4 protein-coding genes are annotated in these 17427 nt (G+C 75.0%); 3 read left to right on the top strand and 1 reads right to left on the bottom strand.

What is annotated here, in order from left to right:
- Positions 1-37 precede the first annotated feature (37 nt).
- From ACZ6AA_RS08290 to ACZ6AA_RS08280, 3 genes are read left to right on the top strand one after another with little or no spacing between them, the layout of a single operon-like run.
- Positions 38-1366 (top strand): cytochrome P450, encoded by a 1329-nt coding sequence (locus ACZ6AA_RS08290; RefSeq protein WP_468457581.1) that lies wholly within the window; start codon positions 38-40, stop codon positions 1364-1366.
- A gap of 53 nt (positions 1367-1419) precedes the next feature.
- Positions 1420-2463: a helix-turn-helix domain-containing protein gene (locus tag ACZ6AA_RS08285; protein ID WP_471456930.1), complete on the top strand. Its 1044-nt coding sequence runs from the start codon at positions 1420-1422 to the stop codon at positions 2461-2463.
- Positions 2460-3512, top strand: coding sequence for a methyltransferase (locus ACZ6AA_RS08280; protein ID WP_468457585.1), 1053 nt, complete (start codon positions 2460-2462; stop codon positions 3510-3512). The genes ACZ6AA_RS08285 and ACZ6AA_RS08280 overlap by 4 nt, the downstream gene beginning before the upstream one ends.
- Positions 3513-3673: 161 nt before the next feature.
- Here the strand turns inward: ACZ6AA_RS08280 and ACZ6AA_RS08275 are convergent, their stop codons facing one another.
- A complete protein-coding gene (locus ACZ6AA_RS08275; protein ID WP_471456928.1) occupies positions 3674-16672 on the bottom strand; it encodes an SDR family NAD(P)-dependent oxidoreductase in 12999 nt (4332 codons plus the stop codon).
- Between the last annotated feature and the right edge of the window lie 755 nt (positions 16673-17427).

Here is a 17427-nt window from a genome sequence, read left to right as displayed (position 1 = left end):
TGGGGCGGCTGCACGAGGAGGAAATCCGGCCATGGGCATGACGAAGATACCGGGCCCCGCTCCCCGGCCGGACGGCGGCGTGGGCGCCGTCACGGAGGCGGGTGGGCTGCACCGGTACCAACTGCGGCTCCACGCCGAGTACGGCCCCGTCGTGCGGTTCCAACTGCCCGGCACGGAGACGGCCGTCTCCGTCGCCGACCCCGTGCTCCTCGAAGCCACCGCGCACCTCAACGAACGCCCGGACCAGCTGTTCGAGTTCCTCGCGCCGCTGTGCGAGGCGGACAACCTCCAGGTCGTCCCGGCCGCCCAGCACACGCCGTGGCGACGGATCCTGCTCTCGGTGTTCGCCGGACGCCCCTCCCACGAACGGCACTTCGCGACCTTCACCGCACTGACCACGGACCTCGCCGACGGCTGGGCCGCGCGGGCCGACGGCGAGCCCGTCGAACTCCAGAAGGACCTCACGGCGCTGACCCTGCGGATGATCTGCGAGTACGCCCTCGGCGGCAGCGGCGCCGCCGACCCCGACCGCGTCATCACCGCGTTCGAGGACGTCCTCACCGAATACCTGGGACGGCTCTACGAGGTTCCGGTCCCCGGCACCCAGGAGGAACGCGCCGAGCGCGCCGAAGCGGCCCTGGCACAGCTGCGCGCGACGGTCGACCAGGTGGTCGCGGCGCACCGCTCCGACGACCGCACGGACCGCAGCGATCTGATCGGGGCGCTCGTCGAGGCCGGTGAACCGCCCGCGCGGATCCGCGACACCGTCATGGTGACCCTCCTCGCCGCCCACCACACCACGGGCGTGGCCGTCTCCTGGACCCTGCATCTGCTCGCGCGCCACCCCGACGCGGCCGCGCGCGTCACCGACGAACTGGACCGCGTGCTCGGCGACCGCGCCGCGCCCGACTACGCCGACCTGCGCGGGCTCACGTACCTGGACATGGTCCTCAAGGAGTCCATGCGGCTCTACCCGCCCGGCCCCTACGGCGCCCGCGAGACCACCGACGCCCTCGTCGTCGGCGACTACGAGATCCCCGCGGGGGCGACGGTCTTCTACCCCTTCTGGGCCGTCCACATGAACCCCGAGCACTGGCCCGAGCCGGAGAGGTTCGACCCCGAGCGGTTCACGCCCGAGGAGATCGCGAAGCGGCCGCGGCTCGCCCATATTCCCTTCGGCATCGGCCCGCGGAGCTGCGAGGGCGCGAACCTGGCCGTGGTCGAGGCCCAACTGATCCTGGCCGTCCTGCTCAAACGCTTCCGGTTCCGGCCCGTGCCGGGCCACGAGGTGACACCGGTCGAACGGTTCGTGCTCTGGGCGGCCGACGACATCCGCATGCTGGTGAGCCCGCGCGTCCCGGCGTAGGGCGGGGAACATTCGTCCAAGACGAGCCGGCGCGCACCGGCCAGGGTGGGGGCATGTACGCCGACGAATCCGAGGGCGGCCGGGATCCCGAAGGCGGCCCGGACCCTGACCGCGGCCGGGGCTCCGCGGCACGCCGTGCCCACGCGGGCGGCCCGGGCTCCGACGACGGCTGGGACACCGTGCGGCCCGTCGGCGGGCCCGCGGTGCGCGGGGTCCACGTGGCCGGGTACCGCTCCCGCGCGGGCGGACGCCTCGACATGCGAGTGTTCCCGCAGCCGTTCGTGACCGTCGTCCTCGGCTCCGGCGACGCGCTGCTGCACGTCGAGGGCGGCTCGGGCCGGACGGCCCTGGGCAGCCTCGTCGCCGGTCCCGTGCCCGGGCCGACCCGCATTCGCTCCGGGCCGTTCTCCTGCGTCGAGCTGCGCCTGTCGCCCCTGGCCGCCTACGCGCTCATGGACACCGCGCCCGCCGACCTCCGGGGGGCCGTGACCGGCCTGGAGGAACTGTGGGGAGCGCGGGGGCGGCGGCTCGGCGAACGGATCACCGGCGCCGGGGGCTGGCCGGAGCGGTTCGCCCTCGTCGACCGGTTCCTCGTCGAACGGGCGGCGCGGGCGCCGTCGGCGGACGCGGAGGTCGCCGCGAGCTGGTCGGCCATCGTGGCCCGGCGGGGCCGGGTGCGGGTCGGTGACCTGGCGGCCGCGTGCGGGTGGAGCCGCAAGCGGCTGTGGGCCCGGTTCACGGCCCAGGTCGGCCTTACCCCCAAGCGCGCGGCCATGCTCGTCCGCTTCCACTGCGCGGCCCGCCGCCTCCACGCGGGCGCGGACGTCGCCGAGGCCGCGCTGGCCTGTGGATACGTCGACCAGTCCCACCTCCATCGCGATGTGCACGCGTTCACCGGGTGCACGCCGAGTGCGCTGGTACGCCTTGCGACGTCGGCCGATGTCGACATCTACGAGGACGTCGACGAGGACGCCGCCGCCGACGGGGACGCTCACGCGGAGGCCGCGCATGAGGGCGGCGCCGCCCCACATCCCGTAACGCAGACGACCCACCTGGCGAAGCAGACGACTCACCTGGCGAAAGGGAACACACAGTGACGAACGACGAGGCCCGTGAGACCACCCCCGACGACGCCCGCCTGGTCATCGAGTACGCCTTCGGCGGCGTGGCGGCGCAGACGATGCGCGCGGCCCTGCGGCTACGGGTGGTCGAGCTGATCGGCGACAAGGAGATGGCGGCGGACGACGTGGCCGCCCAGGCGGCCGCGGCCCCGCAGTCCATGGCGAGGCTGCTGCGCGCCCTGGCCAGTCTCGGCCTGCTGGAGGAACGCGCCGCGGGCACCTTCGCCGTCACGCCCGCCGGTGCCCTCCTCGACCCCGCGCGCCCCGGCTCCCTCGCCTCCATCGCCCGGATGTTCACCGACCCGATGATGCTGCGGGGCTGGGAGCAGCTGGACGACAGCGTCCGCACCGGCGAGGTCGCCTTCGACAAGGTCTTCGGGACGGACTTCTTCGGTCACCTGAAGCAACACCCGGATCTGTCGGCCGAGTTCAACACGGCGATGAGCCAGGGGACCCGGCAGACGGCCGCGGCGCTGCCGGGCGCCGTCGACTTCGGGCGGTTCAAGACGGTCATGGACATCGGCGGCGGCGACGGCACGCTCCTCAGCGCCGTGCTGCGGGAGCACCCCGCCGTCACCGGCGTCATCTACGACACCGAGGAGGGCCTGGCCCAGGCCCCGGCCACCCTGAGCCGGGACGGAATCGCCGACCGATGTTCCCTCGTGGCCGGGGACTTCTTCCGCTCGGTGCCAGAAGGCGCCGATCTCCACATGATGAAGAGCATCGTCCACGACTGGTCGGACGACCAGGTGGTGACGATCCTGAGCCACTGCCGCGCGGCGCTGCCGCCAGGCGGTCGCGTCCTGATCGTGGAGCCCGTCCTCTCCGAGATCGTCGACGCCGAGACCGCCGGGCGCATCTACCTGAGCGACCTGAACATGCTGGTGAACGTCGGCGGCAGGGAACGCACCCGCGCGGAGTTCGAGGAGGTGTGCCGCCGCGCCGGGCTCGCGGTCACGTCCGTCACGCCGCTGCCGCAGGCCCCGCCGTTCCACGCCATCGAGGCGGAGGTCGCCGCCGACTGACGGCGCGGCGGGTCCAGCGGGTCCAGCGGGTCTGACGGGTTCGGTGGGCCCCGATCGGTCCCGTGGGCCCGCCAGGCCGCCAGGCTGCCAGGTCCGAGACACGCAGGAGGCCCTGGTCCCGGGGGAAGTGCCACCCGGGACCAGGGCCGCTGTGTCGCGCCCTACGCCACGGTCGTCCCGTCGGCTCCTGCGGCACCGTGGCCGGACGGCTCGGCGGAAACGGCGGATTCGGCGCCCAGGGCAAGCCGCACCAACTCGTCGGTGCTCATCGCGTCGACGGCACTGTCATCGCCGGGCCCGTCGGCCCCATCAGCTCCGTCGGCCCCGTCCGAGCCGGACGGCGCACCCCCATCCGCCGCCACGTCCCGAGCCCCACCCGTCCGCACGGCCAGGTCCACGGCGAGCCGGTCGGCGAGGGCGCCGGGGCTCGGGTGGTCGAAGACCAGGGTCGGGGGCAGCCGGACACCGGTCGCCGTGCTGAGCCGGTTGCGCAGCTCCAGCGCCGTCAGCGAGTCGAACCCGAGGTCCTGGAACCGGCTCGCCGCCGCGACCCGCTCCGGAGCCGCGTGCCCGAGGACGGCGGCCACCTCGGCCCGCACGGCCTGCAGGATGATGTGCCGCTGCTCCTTGTGCGGCGCGGTGGAAAGGCGTCCGCGCAGCACGGCGGCCGGGGTCTCGGTGGGACGCGCGGTGGCCGTCCGGGCCGGGGCCGCCGCCGGGGCGAGGGTCCGCAGGACCGGCGGGACCGTACCGGAGTCGAGGCCGCGCAGGTCGAGCCGGGCGGGTGCCAGGACCGGAGCCCCGTCCGCGACGGCCGCGTCGAAGAGGGTGAGGCCCTCGTCGGCGGACAGCGGGGCGACACCGGACCGCGACAGGCGCAGCAGATCCGTGTTCCCGAGCCCCGCGGCCATGTCCCCCTCGCCGGCCCACAGGCCCCACGCGAGCGACACGGCGGGCAGTCCCTCGGCGTGCCGTCGCCGCGCCAGGGCGTCGAGGAAGGTGTTGGCGGCCGCGTAGTTGCCCTGCCCCGCGGTGCCGAGCATGCCCGAGAGGGAGGAGAACAGGACGAACGCCGACAGGTCCAGGTGCCGGGTCAGCTCGTGCAGATGCAGGGCGGCGTCCGCCTTGGGCCGCAGGACGGCGTCCAGGCGCTGTGGGGTGAGCCCTTCCACGACCACGTCGTCGAGGACGCCCGCCGAGTGCACCACCGCGGTCGGCGGCTGCTCGAGACCGTCCAGGAGCGCGGCCACGGCGGCCCGGTCGGCCGTGTCGCAGGCCGCGACGGTCACCTGCGCGCCGGTGGCCTCCAGCTTGGCCACGAACTCCTCGGCGCCCGGCGTGTCCAGGCCGCGCCGCCCGGTCAGGACGAGGCGGCGTACGCCGTGCAGCTCCGTCAGATGACGGGCCACGACCCGGCCCAGGGCGCCCAGGCCACCGGTGATCAGGACGTTGCTGTGCGCGCCGAACGCCACGGACGCGGTGTCGCCCGGCTGGTGCTCGCGCAGCCGCGGGAGGAGTGACGCACCGGCGCGGACGGCGAGTTGGGGTTCCTCGGAGGCGATGGCCCGGACGAGGCCGCGGACCGAGTCGGGGTGATCGTCGGTGTCGATCAGCGTGAACCGGCCGGGATGCTCGGCCTGCGCGGAGCGGACCAGCCCCCACACCGCGGCGAGCGCCGGGTCCGGGTGCTCGCCGTCGGCCGCGGCGACCGCGTCCCGGGTGAGCAGGACGAGGCGGCTCGCGGTGAACCGGTCCTCGGTGAGCCAGCGCTGGACGAGTGCGAGTGCTTCGGTGGTGGCCGCCCCGGTGGGTCCGCCAGGTTCGGTGGACCCACCGGGTGCGTGGGATCCGCGGGGTGCCGCGGACCCGTTGGCTCCGCCCTGGCCGGGCGCGCCGGATCCGGTGAGGTCGCCGTGTGCGGCGGCCCCACCGAGTGTGAGGACGACGACATGGGGCGCATCGGCCCCGTCGTCGTGCGTGCGGAGCAGGTCGTCGAGGGCCGCGTGGGCGCGTACGGTCACGCCCCCCGCCCGCACGGTGTCGCGCAGCGCGTCCGTGCTCCGGCCGATCACGGCCCAGGTTCCCGCCGGAGCGGGCGCGGACAGCTTCTGCTCGGTCCAGTGCAGGGCGAACAGGGTGGCGCTGTCCGCCGGTTGGTCCGCGCCGGGCGGCAGCTCGCGCAGGGCGAGCGCGTCGGCGCTGAGCAGCGGGGCGCCGGTCGCGTCGGCGATGAGGAGCGCGTACGTGTCGCCGTCGCCGCGCCGCAGCAGCACGCGCAGCGTGCCGCCCTCGGCGCCGTCCGTCGAGCCCGTGCCCCGGGTGCGTTCGGTGCTTTCGGTGTGCAGCCTCAGGCCGCTCCACGCGAACGGTACGAGGAGCCGGTCGTCGTCGCCCGCGGCGCCGAGCAGGGAGTGCAGGGCGGCGTCGAGGGCGGCGGGGTGCGGCACGAACCCGGCGTCGGTCGCGCCCGTCGGCGCGTCGACCTCCGCGTACAGCTCGGCCCCGGCGCGCCACAGCCGACGCAGGCCCTGGAAGGTGGGGCCGTAGCGGTAACCGCGGTCGGCGAGGCGGGCGTAGAGGCCGTCGATCGGCACGGGGGAGGCCTCCGGGGGCGGCCAGGCGGTGAGGTCGGCCGGGCCTCGCACGGCAGTGGTCGACCCATCGGTCGCGTCGGCCCCACCAAGCCCACCAAGTCCGGCCCCGTCCGCACTCAGCGCGCCGGTCGCGTGCCGCGTCCACGGCGTGGACCGCGAGCCCCCCGGCCGCGAGTAGAGCGCCAGGGAGCGGCTGCCGTCGTCGGCGGGAGCGCCGACGATGACCTGGACCGCGGCGGGTTCGGCGAGCGACAGGGGCTGCTCCAGGGTGAGGTCGGCCACCTGCGCCGCGCCGGTGCGCCGCGCCGTGTACAGGGCGAGCTCCGCGACGGCGGCGCCCGGCAGTCGTACGGAACCGGCGATGACGTGATCGGCGAGCCACGGCTCGGCGTACGGGTCGAGGTTCCCCGTGAACAACAGGGCCTGGCCGTCGGCCAGTTCCACGCCGTCGTCGAGAACCGGGTGGCCGTGGCCCGCGGCCGCCGCCGGGGAGGCCGGGGCGGTCGGGGCGCTGAGCCAGTACCGCTCGCGCTGATAGGGGTAGGTGGGCAGGGGCACCGTACGGCCGCCGGGGAAGAAGTCGCTCCAGTCGACGGCGGCGCCGCCCACGTAGTTCCGGGCCAGTGCGGCGGTGACGGTACGGACTTCGTCGTGGCCGCGGCGCAGCAGCGGCGCGACGGACACGTCCTCGCCCTCGCTGCCCCGGACCATGGCGGTGAGCACGGCGTCCGGGCCGACTTCGAGGAACCCGGTCACGCCGTCCGCGGTGAGGTGGCGCACGCCGTCGAAGAAGCGGACGGTGCCGCGCAGTTGACGTACCCAGTAGTCCGGATCGGCCAGTTCGTCGGCGGTCGCGACGCGGCCGGTGACGTTGGAGACGACCGGGATGCGGGGTGCCGCATACGTCAACTGGGCCGCCACGGCACGGAAGTCGGCGAGGACGCCGTCCATGTGCGGCGAGTGGAAGGCGTGGCTGACGCGGAGGCGGGACGTGCGGCGGCCCTTGTCCCGCCAGACGCGGGTCAGTTCCAGGGCGGCTTCGACGTCTCCGGTGATGACGACGGACGTGGGTCCGTTCACGGCGGCGATGTCGAGGCGCCCGGCGTAGGGCGTGAGGGTCTCGCGTACCTCGTCCTCGGTGGCTTCGACGGCCGTCATCGCGCCGCCCGCAGGGGCGGACTGCATCAGTCGGCCTCGGGTGGCGACCAGGGTGCAGGCGTCGGTGAGGTCGAGTACGCCCGCGACATGGGCGGCCGCTATCTCGCCGACGGAGTGGCCGAGGAGGTGGTCGGGAGTGACCCCGAAGTGCTCCATGAGCCGGAACAGGGCGACCTCGACGGCGAACAGGGCGGGCTGTGTGTACTGGGTCTCGTCGAGCAGGGCGGCCTCCGGGCTGCCCTCGTCGGCGAAGATCAGCTCGCGCAGGTCGATGCCCGCGACGGACTCCATCCGGTCGCAGATCTCGTCGAGGGCGGCGCCGAACACCGGGAAACGGGCGTGCAGTTCACGGCCCATCCCCGGCTGCTGGCTGCCCTGGCCGGTGAACAGGAACGCGGTGCGCACCGGGCCCGCCACGCCGCCGGTCACCACGTTCGCCGCCGCCTTGCCGTCCCGCAGGGCGTCGAGCCCGGCGAGCAGCTCCGCGCGGTCGGCCGCGAGGATCACGGCGCGGTCGGTGAGGGTGGCGCGGGACGCGGCGAGGGAGTGGCCGATGTCGAGGTCGGCCCGGCCGAGCGCCATCGTGTCGTGGGCGTCGAGGACCCCGACGGCCCCGGCGGACGCGACAGACGCGACGGACTGGATGGCCTGAGCGGACGCGTCGGACAAGGCGACCTCGGCGGACACGTCGCGCAGGACGGCCGCAGCGGACCCGGCGGCCCCGACGGACGACTTGCCCGCCCCGGCCGCGAGCGGCCGCAACTGCGCCGCCTGCGCCCGCAGCGCCCCCGCGCCCCGCGCCGACACCAGCCACGGCACCAGACCCGGCCCGGCGGCGATCCCGGTCTCCGGCCGCTCTGCCCCCGGCTGCCCGGGCTGCCCCGCCTGCTCGGGCGACGGAGCGACCACCGGCGCCTCTTCCAGTACGACATGGGCATTCGTGCCGCTGACGCCGAACGACGACACACCGGCCCGCCGCGGCGCGGTGCCCGCGTCCCAGGGCCTGGCGTCCGTGAGCAGCGACACCGCGCCGGATTCCCAGTCGACGTGCGGCGTCGGCTCGCCCACGTGCAGCGTGCGCGGCAGGACGCCGTGCCGCATCGCCTGGACCATCTTGACGATGCCGCCGACCCCGGCCGCGGCCTGCGCGTGCCCGATGTTGGACTTCAGCGTGCCCAGGTACAGGGGCCGCTCCGCGTCCCGGTCCTGGCCGTACGTGGCGAGGAGCGCCTGCGCCTCGATCGGGTCGCCGAGCCGGGTGCCGGTGCCGTGCGCCTCGACGGCGTCGACGTCGGCGGGGGCGAGCCCGGCCTGGGCCAGGGCGTCGCGGATGACCCGCTCCTGCGAGGGGCCGTTGGGCGCGGTGAGGCCGTTGCTCGCGCCGTCCTGGTTGATGGCGGAGCCGCGGACGACGGCGAGGACTTCGTGGCCGTTGCGGCGCGCGTCGGAAAGCCGCTCGAGCAGCAGCACACCGGCGCCCTCGCTCCACGCGGTGCCGTCGGCCGCGCCCGAGAACGCCTTGCAGCGCCCGTCGGGTGCGAGGCCGCGCTGGCGGCTGAACTCGATGAACGTGGCGGGCGCCGACATGACCGTGACACCCCCGGCGAGGGCGTACTCGCACTCGCCGTTGCGCAGCGCCTGCGCCGCCAGGTGCGTGGCGACCAGCGACGATGAGCACGCCGTGTCCACGGTGATGGCGGGCCCCTTGAGGCCCAGCGTGTAGGAGACACGGCCGGACACCACGCTGGGCGAGTTGCCGGTGAAGCCGTACGCCTCCACGCTCTCCGGCGTGGCGCGCAGCCGCGAGGTGTAGTCGCTGTACATCACACCGCAGAACACGCCGGTACGGCTGCCGTGCAGGGCCGTCGGCGCGATGCCCGCGCTCTCCACGGCCTCCCAGCTGGTCTCCAGGAGAAGGCGCTGCTGCGGGTCCATGCCCGCGGCCTCGCGCGGGCTGATGCCGAAGAACTCGGGGTCGAAGCGGTCCGCGTCGTACAGGAAGCCGCCGTGCCGGGTGTAGGACTTGCCGGGCCGCTCGGGGTCCGGGTCGTAGAGGTTCTCGACGTCCCAGCCGCGGTTCTCCGGGAACGGGCCGATCGCGTCGGTGCCGTCGGAGACGAGCCGCCACAGGTCGTCCGGGGTGCGGACGTCGCCGGGGTAGCGGCAGGCCATGCCGACGATCACGATCGGGTCGTCGTCCCGGACGGCGGTCGGCGTGGCGCTCGGCGTGCCAGGCCGGGCCGTGGGGGCCTGGTCGAGGCGGGACACGATGTGCTCGGTGAGGGCGGACGGGGTGGGGTGGTCGAAGACGACGGTGGCCGACAGCTTGAGGCCGGTGGCCGTGCCGAGCCGGCCGCGCAGTTCGAGGCCCGACAGGGAGTCCAGGCCCAGCTCACGGAACGCCGCGTCCGGGGCGATGCCCGCGGCGCTCGGCAGCGCGAGCACCGCGGCCACCGTCGAGGCGACCAGGTCCATGACGGCGCGGCGGCGTTCGGTCTCCGGCAGCGCGGCCGTGCGCGCGGCCCACGAGTCCGCGCCGGTCCCCGCGCCACCGTCCGCGGCGCGGCGGCGGGAGCGGGTGCGGGGCGCCAGGGTGCGCAGCAGCGCGGGCGGGGACGCGTCGGGAGCGCGCAGCGCCGCCACGTTCAGCTCGACCGGGACGAGCAGCGGCTCGCCCGAGGCCAGGGCCGCGTCGAACAGTTCCATGCCGCGCTCGGCCGACAGGGGCAGGATGCCGTTGCGGCTCCAGCGTGCGACGTCCGCGTCGGACAGCTTCGCGGCCATGCCTCCGGCCGTCGCGTCCCACATCCCCCAGGCCAGCGACGTCGCGGGCAGGCCGTGGGCCCGCCGGTGCTGGGCGAGCGCGTCCAGGTGGGCGTTGGCGGCGGCGTAGGCGCCCTGGCCGGGGTTGCCGAGCAGACCGGCGATGGAGGAGAACACCACGAACGCGGACAGGGGCCGCTCCGCGGTGAGTTCGTGCAGGTGCCGGGCGCCGTCGGCCTTGGCGGCGAGCACCCGGTCGACGTCGTCGGGGCGCAGGTTGTCGAGCGTGGCGTCGGCGAGGACACCGGCCGTGTGCACCACGGCCGTCAGTGGATGCTCGTCCGGCACGGCGGCGAGGACCTCGGCCAACCGCTCCCGGTCCGTGACGTCGCAGGCCACGACGGTCGCGGTGACGCCCGCCCCGGCCAGTTCCGCGACCAGTTCGGGGGCGTGCCCGCTGCGGCTGCACAGCAGCAGGTGCCGCACCCCGTGCCGGACGGCCAGATGCCGGGCGACGAGTCGGCCGAGGCCCCCGGTGCCGCCGGTGACCAGGACGGTGCCGTCCGGGTCGAGCGTAACCGCCGCGTCCTCGGGGACGGAGGTGCGGGTCAGCCGGGGCGCGTACAAGGTGCCGCCCCGCAGCGCCAGTTGGAGCCCGTCGGCGGCGGCGAGGGCGGCGGCCGCGTCGATCCCGGTGGGGCCGTGGCCTTCGGCGGGGCTGTCGGCGGCATCGTCGATGTCCAAGAGGGCGAAGCGGCCCGGGTGTTCGCTCAGCGCGGTGCGCAGCAGCCCGTGCACGGCGGCCCCGGGCAGGTCGCGCACGTCGTCGCCGGACGCGGTCGCGACCGCCTCGCGGGTCAGGAACAGGAACGTGGTCGACTGCAGCCGCTCGTCGGCGAGGCAGCGCTGCACGGTGGCGAGGGTCCGGCGGACCGCGTCACCCGTCGCCGTCAGCTCCTCGCGCCGGTCTTCGGGGGTGCGGTACGGGAGTACGAGGACGTCGGGAGCGGGCTCGCCGGAGGCCAGGGCGGTGTCCAGGGCGTCCAGGTCCCGGTACGGCGTGCCGGTGAGGCCGGGCGCGGTGCCGCCGAGGACGGCCCAACGGCCGCTGCGGGGCGTGGTGTTGACAGCCGGGACCGGGTGCCACTCCAGGTGGTGCAGGCCCTCGCGGACGGAGCCGCCCCCTGCGGCGATCCGGTCCAGCGGCACCGGGCGCATCGTGAGCGAGTCCACGGTGAGCACGGGCTGCCCGGCGGGGTCGGTGGCCTCCAGGACGACGCCGTCGCCCTCGCCGGGACTGAGCCGGACGCGGAGCCGGGTGGCTCCCGCCGCGTGCAGGGTGACGCCGTCGTACGAGAACGGCAGGCGCAGCGCGCCCGGCGCGTCGGGTTCGCCGAGCAGCAGGGCGTGCAGGGCCGCGTCGAGGAGAGCGGGATGGAGACCGTACTCGGCGGCCTCCGCATGCTGCTCCTCGGGCAGCGCCACCTCCGCGTACAGGTCGGGGCCCGACCGCCAGGCGGCCCGCAGCCCTTGGAACGCCGGGCCGTACGCGTACCCCAGGTCGGCGAGGCGCGCGTACAGACCCTCGTGGTCGAGCGGCCGGGCGCCGGGCGGCGGCCAGCTCCCCTCCGCGTCGGAGGCGGGCGCGGGCGCACCGGCCGCGGCGAGGACGCCCGAGGCGTGCAGCGTCCACTCGCCCTCGCCCCACCCGGACCCCCCGGTTGCCGGGTCGCGGCGCGAGTGGACGGCGACGGCGCACTCGCCGGAGTCGTCGGCGGGCCCCACGGTGAGCTGGAGGCGGATGCCCTCGTCGGGCAGGCGCAGGGGCTCTTCGAGGACGAGTTCGCGCAAGGAGCCGAGCCCGGCCCGGTCGCCCGCGGCGACGGCGAGTTCCACGAGGGCCGCGCCGGGCACCAGCGTGGAGCCGGCGATGAGGTGCTGGGCGAGCCACGGGTGCGTGTGCGCCGAGAGCCGCCCGGACAGGAGCAGGCCGTCGCCCCCGGCGAGGCTCGTCATGCCGCCGAGCAGCGGGTGCCCGGCCGCCTCCAGGCCGAGGCCGGTGGCGTCGCCCGTGGGCGCGGGCGTGTCGAGCCAGTAGCGGCGGCGCTGGAAGGCGTACGTGGGCAGCACGGTCCTGCGGGCGCCGGGGAAGAGCGCGCCGGAGTCCAGGGGCGCCCCGTGCAGGGCGAGATGGGCCAGCGCGGTCGCGAAGGTGTGCGCCGCGGGCCGGTCGGGGTGCAGCACGGCGACCGGCCGCGGGCCGTCCTCGCCCAGGCAGGCCCGGGCCATCGCGGCGAGCACGGGCGCCGGGCCCAGCTCGACGTACGTCGTGACCTTCTCGTCCTGGAGAACGCCGACTCCGTCGGCGAACCGGACCGTGTGCCGCAGGTGGCGGACCCAGTACTCGGGGTCGGCCAGTTCGTCGGCGGTGGCGACACGGCCGGTGACGTTGGAGACCACGGGAATGCGCGGCGGCGCGTAGGTCAGCCCGGCGGCCACCTCGCGAAACGCGTCGAGTACGCCGTCCATGTGCGGCGAGTGGAAGGCGTGGCTGACCTTGAGGTCGGTCGTGCGGCGGCCCTTCTCCCGGAAGGACGCGGCGAGTTGGGCGGCGGCGTCGGTGTCGCCGGTGACGACGACGGAGCCGGGGCTGTTGACGGCGGCGATGTCGAGACGCCCGGCGTAAGGGGTCAGGGTCTCGCGTACCTCGTCCTCGGTGGCTTCGACGGCCGTCATCGCGCCGCCCGCAGGGGCGGACTGCATCAGTCGGCCTCGGGTGGCGACCAGGGTGCAGGCGTCGGTGAGGTCGAGTACGCCCGCGACATGGGCGGCCGCTATCTCGCCGACGGAGTGGCCGAGGAGGTGGTCGGGAGTGACCCCGAAGTGTTCGAGCAGCCGGAACAGCGCGACTTCCAGCGCGAACAGGGCGGGCTGTGTGAACTCCGTCCGGTGCAGGCGGGCGTCGTCCGCCGCGAACACCACGTCCTTGAGAGGCACCTCAAGGTGCTGGTCCAGCTGCGCGCACACCGCGTCGAACGCGGCCGCGAACACCGGCTGGGACGCGTACAGCTCACGGCCCATGCCGTGGCGCTGGCTGCCCTGCCCCGTGAACAGGAACGCCGTCCGGCCGCCCGCGGCCGCGCCCGCCGGACCGCGCACCACGTCGGCGGAGGGCGCGCCGTCGGCCAGCGCCGCGAGCCCGCCGAGGAAGCCCTCGCGGTCCTGTGCGACGACGGCGGCGGTGTGCGCGAAACGCGTGCGCGCGGTGGCGAGCGTCAGGCCGATGTCCGCGAGGCCGTCCCGCTCGGGGTGCTCGGGGTGTTCGGGGAGTTCGGAGACGAAGGCGTGCAGGCGGGCGGCCTGGGCGCGCAGGGCGTCCTCGGTGCGGCCGGAGAGGAGCCAGGGGTGCGGGGTGGGGTGGGGCAGGGCGGGGGTGTCGGGGGTGTCGGCGGTGTCCGTGTCCTGCGCGTCGGCCGCGACACCTGCACCGCTCGTCAGGGCGGCGTCGCCCGGGGTGTCCGCGACGCCCGCGCTGCTCGCGCCGTCCGCGACGCCCGCGCCGTCGGCCTCGGCCGCCTCACCGGGAACGGCCGCCTCCACCGGCGCCTGCTCCAGAATCACGTGCGCGTTGGTGCCGCTGATCCCGAAGGAGGACACCCCGGCGCGCCGGGGGCGGCCGGTCTCGGGCCAGGACTGGGCCTCGGTCAGCGGGCGCACCGCGCCGGCGCTCCAGTCGACGTGCGACGTGGGCCGGTCGAGGTGGAGGCTGCGCGGCAGCGTGCCGTGGCGCATCGCCTGGACCATCTTGACGATACCGCCGACCCCGGCCGCGGCCTGGGTGTGCCCGATGTTGGACTTCAACGAGCCCAGATACAGCGGCTGTTCGTCCGTGCGCCCCTGCCCGTACGTGGCGAGCAGCGCACCGGCCTCGATCGGGTCGCCGAGCCGGGTACCGGTGCCGTGCGCCTCGACGGCGTCGACGTCGGCGGGGGCGAGCCCGGCGGCGGCGAGCGCGGCGTGGATCACGCGCTCCTGGGCCGGGCCGCTCGGCGCGGCGAGTCCGTTGCTCGCGCCGTCCTGGTTGATGGCGGAGCCGCGGACGACGGCCAGGACCTCGTGGCCGTTGCGGCGCGCGTCGGAGAGCCGCTCCAGGAGCAGCACCCCCACGCCCTCGGCCCAGCCCGTGCCGTCCGCGTCCTCCGCGAACGCCTTGCACCGCCCGTCCGGCGACAGGCCGCGCTGACGGCTGAACTCGACGAACATGCCGGGGCTCGACATCACCGTCACACCGCCCGCGACCGCCAGTTCGCAGTCACCGGCGCGCAGCGCCTGCGCGGCCAGGTGCAGGGCCACCAGGGACGAGGAGCACGCGGTGTCCACGGTGACGGCGGGTCCGCGCAGGCCGAGGGTGTAGGCGACGCGGCCGGAGAGGACGCTGGTGAAGTTGCCGGTGAGCAGGTACCCGCCGGCCTTGTCGTCGGCCTCGTGCAGCCGCGGGCCGTAGTCCTGGGCGAGCGCGCCCAGGTACACGCCCGTGTCGGTGTCGTGCAGGGCCGCCGGGTCGACCCCGGCCCGCTCCAGGGCCTCCCACACGGTTTCGAGGACGAGGCGCTGCTGCGGGTCCATGCCCAGCGCCTCGCGCGGGCTGATGCCGAAGAACTCGGCGTCGAACTGGTCCGCGTCGTGCAGGAATCCGCCCTGGCGCGTGTAGGAGCGGCCCGCGCGGTCCGGGTCGCCGTCGAAGAGCGTGTCGAGGGGCCAGCCGCGATTGACGGGGAAGCCGGAGATGACGTCCCGCTCGTCCACGACGAGCTGCCACAGGTCCTCCGGGGATGCCACGTCGCCGGGGAAGCGGCAGGCCATGGAGACGATGGCGACGGGCTCGTCCGCGTCGGCGCTCCGCCGGGCCGGGGTCGGCGCGGGCGTCGCGGAATCCGCGGTGCCGGTCAGCTGCGCGGCGAGGTGCTGGGCGAGGCGCTCCGGTGTCGGGTGCGCGAAGACGATCGTCACCGGCAGGCGCATCCCGGTGGCGTCGACCAGACGGTTGCGCAGCTCCACCGCGCGTACGGAGTCGAAGCCGAGGTCCTTGAACGCCCCGGTGTCGTCGAGTTCGGCGTCCGCGTCGAGGTCGAGGACGGCGGCGATCTCGGCGCGCACGACGTCGAGGAGGCGGGCCACGGTCTCCTGCGGGGACTCGCCGGCCGGGGTGCCCGGGCGCTGCGGAGCGTCGGCGTCCGCTACCGGGTCGGGCGACGGCAGGACGTCCGCGGGCAGTTCGACGGGTGTCGCGTCCGGGCCGAACGCGGGCCGCCAGTCCACCGTGGCGCCCCCGGCGTACAGGCGGGCCACCGAGCTGAGGAACCGGCGGGTGCCGGGCTCGCGGCGCCGCAGCGACTCCACCACGACTGCGTCCGACTGGAGGTCGTCCAGGGTCTGCTGGAGCGCCATGGTGAGGACCGGGTGCGGGCTGACCTCGATGAAGGCGTGGTGGTCCGCCGCCAGGGCGCGCGTCGACTGCTCGAACAGCACCGTGCCGCGCAGATTGGCGTACCAGTACCCGGCGTCGAGCCCTGCGGTGTCGAAGTAGTCGCCGGTCGCGGTGGAGTGGAACGGCACGTTCCCCGTGCGCGGCCGTACCGGCGCGAGCCCGGTCAGCATCTCCTCGCGAATGGCCTCGATGTGCGAGGAGTGGGCCGCGAGGTCCACGGGGATCCGCCGGGCCCGCACGCCCTCGGCGGTGAACTCCTCCAGGAGCACGTCGATCACGTCACGGTCGCCGGAAAGGACCACGGACTGCGGCCCGTTGACCGCGGCGACGCCGACGCGGCCGTCCCAGCGCGCGACCTTCGTGTCCAGGTACGCCCGCGTGGCCGACACCGAGATCATCCCGCCGAGCCCCGCGAGCCGCGCCTGCGCCTTGCTCCACAGCGACACCACCCGCGCCCCGTCGTCCAGGGACAGGCCGCCCGAGACCACCGCTGCCGCGATCTCGCCGACGCTGTGCCCGAGCACCGCCGCGGGCCGCACCCCGAAGGACTGCCACAGCTCGGAAAGGCCCACCATCACGGCGAACAGGGCTGGCTGCACCACGTCGTCGCGCTCCAGGGACGCCGCGTCGGGCGTCCCGCGCAGCACGTCCTCGAGGGACCAGTCGAGGTACGGGGCGAGCGCGCGTGCACTGGCGTCGACGGAGGTGCGGAACACGTCGGAGTGGTCGAGGAGCCCGGCCGCCATGCCGAGCCACTGCGGGCCCTGGCCGGGGAAGACGAACACGGCCCGGTCGAGCGCCCCGGCGACCCCGCTGATCCGGGTGGCGCTGCGGCCGCCCTCGGCGAGCGCCGTCAACTCCTCGACGAGCTGCTCCTCGTCGTCGGCCCACAGGACGGCCCGGTGCCGCGCCGCGGTCGGTGCGCGCCCGGCGTGCTCGTCGGCGGCGTCCGGGGGAGCGGCGGCATGGGCGGCCGCGAGGGCCAGGCCGAGGTCCCGCAGCGCGGGCCCGTCCTCGGCGTGGAGCGCGAGCAGGCGCTCCGCCCGCGTGCGTACGGCCGCCGGGGTGGCCCCGGAGACGACCAGCGGAATCGTGCCGCTGCGGAAGAGGGGTTCCCCGGCGGACCCGGCATCGGTGCGCGTGCGGTCGGCAGACACGGTTCTACTCGCTCTCGGTCTAGGCGGATGCCGTGCGGCGGCACGGGGCGAATGGGACGGCCGTGGCGGAACTCGTCAGGACGGTCCGAAAGAAGGCCGTGCGGTATTCGGGCGGCGTTATTTCTCCGTCAGGAAATCGTGGGGACCCGGCCGATGTCCAAGAACTCTCGGTCTCATAGCGAGAGGTGCCGCGCCCCGATTCCACACAGGCCGTCGGGCCGCACTCGGGCCGAGTCCGAACGTACCCCGTACCCGACCCCTGGTGAACCGGAGAAAGGCTCGCCGAGGAGGGCTGTCCCGGTGACGGGACATGGCTGGCCAGGACTTGTGCGGACCGCGTGGACCGGCCGTTCCGAAGGTCATTCCGACACCTCTGCGAAACGGAGTGAGAACGGTCGGGACACCGCCTCTGACCTGCGGTTAAGGCGCTGAAAAAGCGGCTCTGAATCGAGTGTTGAGAAAGTACAGTCACCCCCTTTGGGAAATATCGAGCGACGCACCGCGGCGAGGGCGTGAGAAAGGACATTCACGCGAGCCGCGCAGGACGCGCCCGATGCGCCGGGCAGCGGCCCGTCCGGGTGAGAACGGTGGGTGCGGCGACGGGGGAAATCCAGCCGTCGGACGGCCCGGAACTCGTTGCGTTACGGTTCCCCGGCAGGCAAGCGAGACCGGAAACCAATGGGGGAGTGGAGACGGTCCGGGCCGACGGAAGTGCGCCGCACTTCGGGTCGGTCCGCCTTATCTCCACGGCTCTC

Source organism: Streptomyces sp. NPDC040610 (assembly GCF_055594065.1).
The sequence above is the reverse complement of the archived record's forward strand: the minus strand, read 5'-3'. Positions and strand labels throughout refer to the sequence as shown.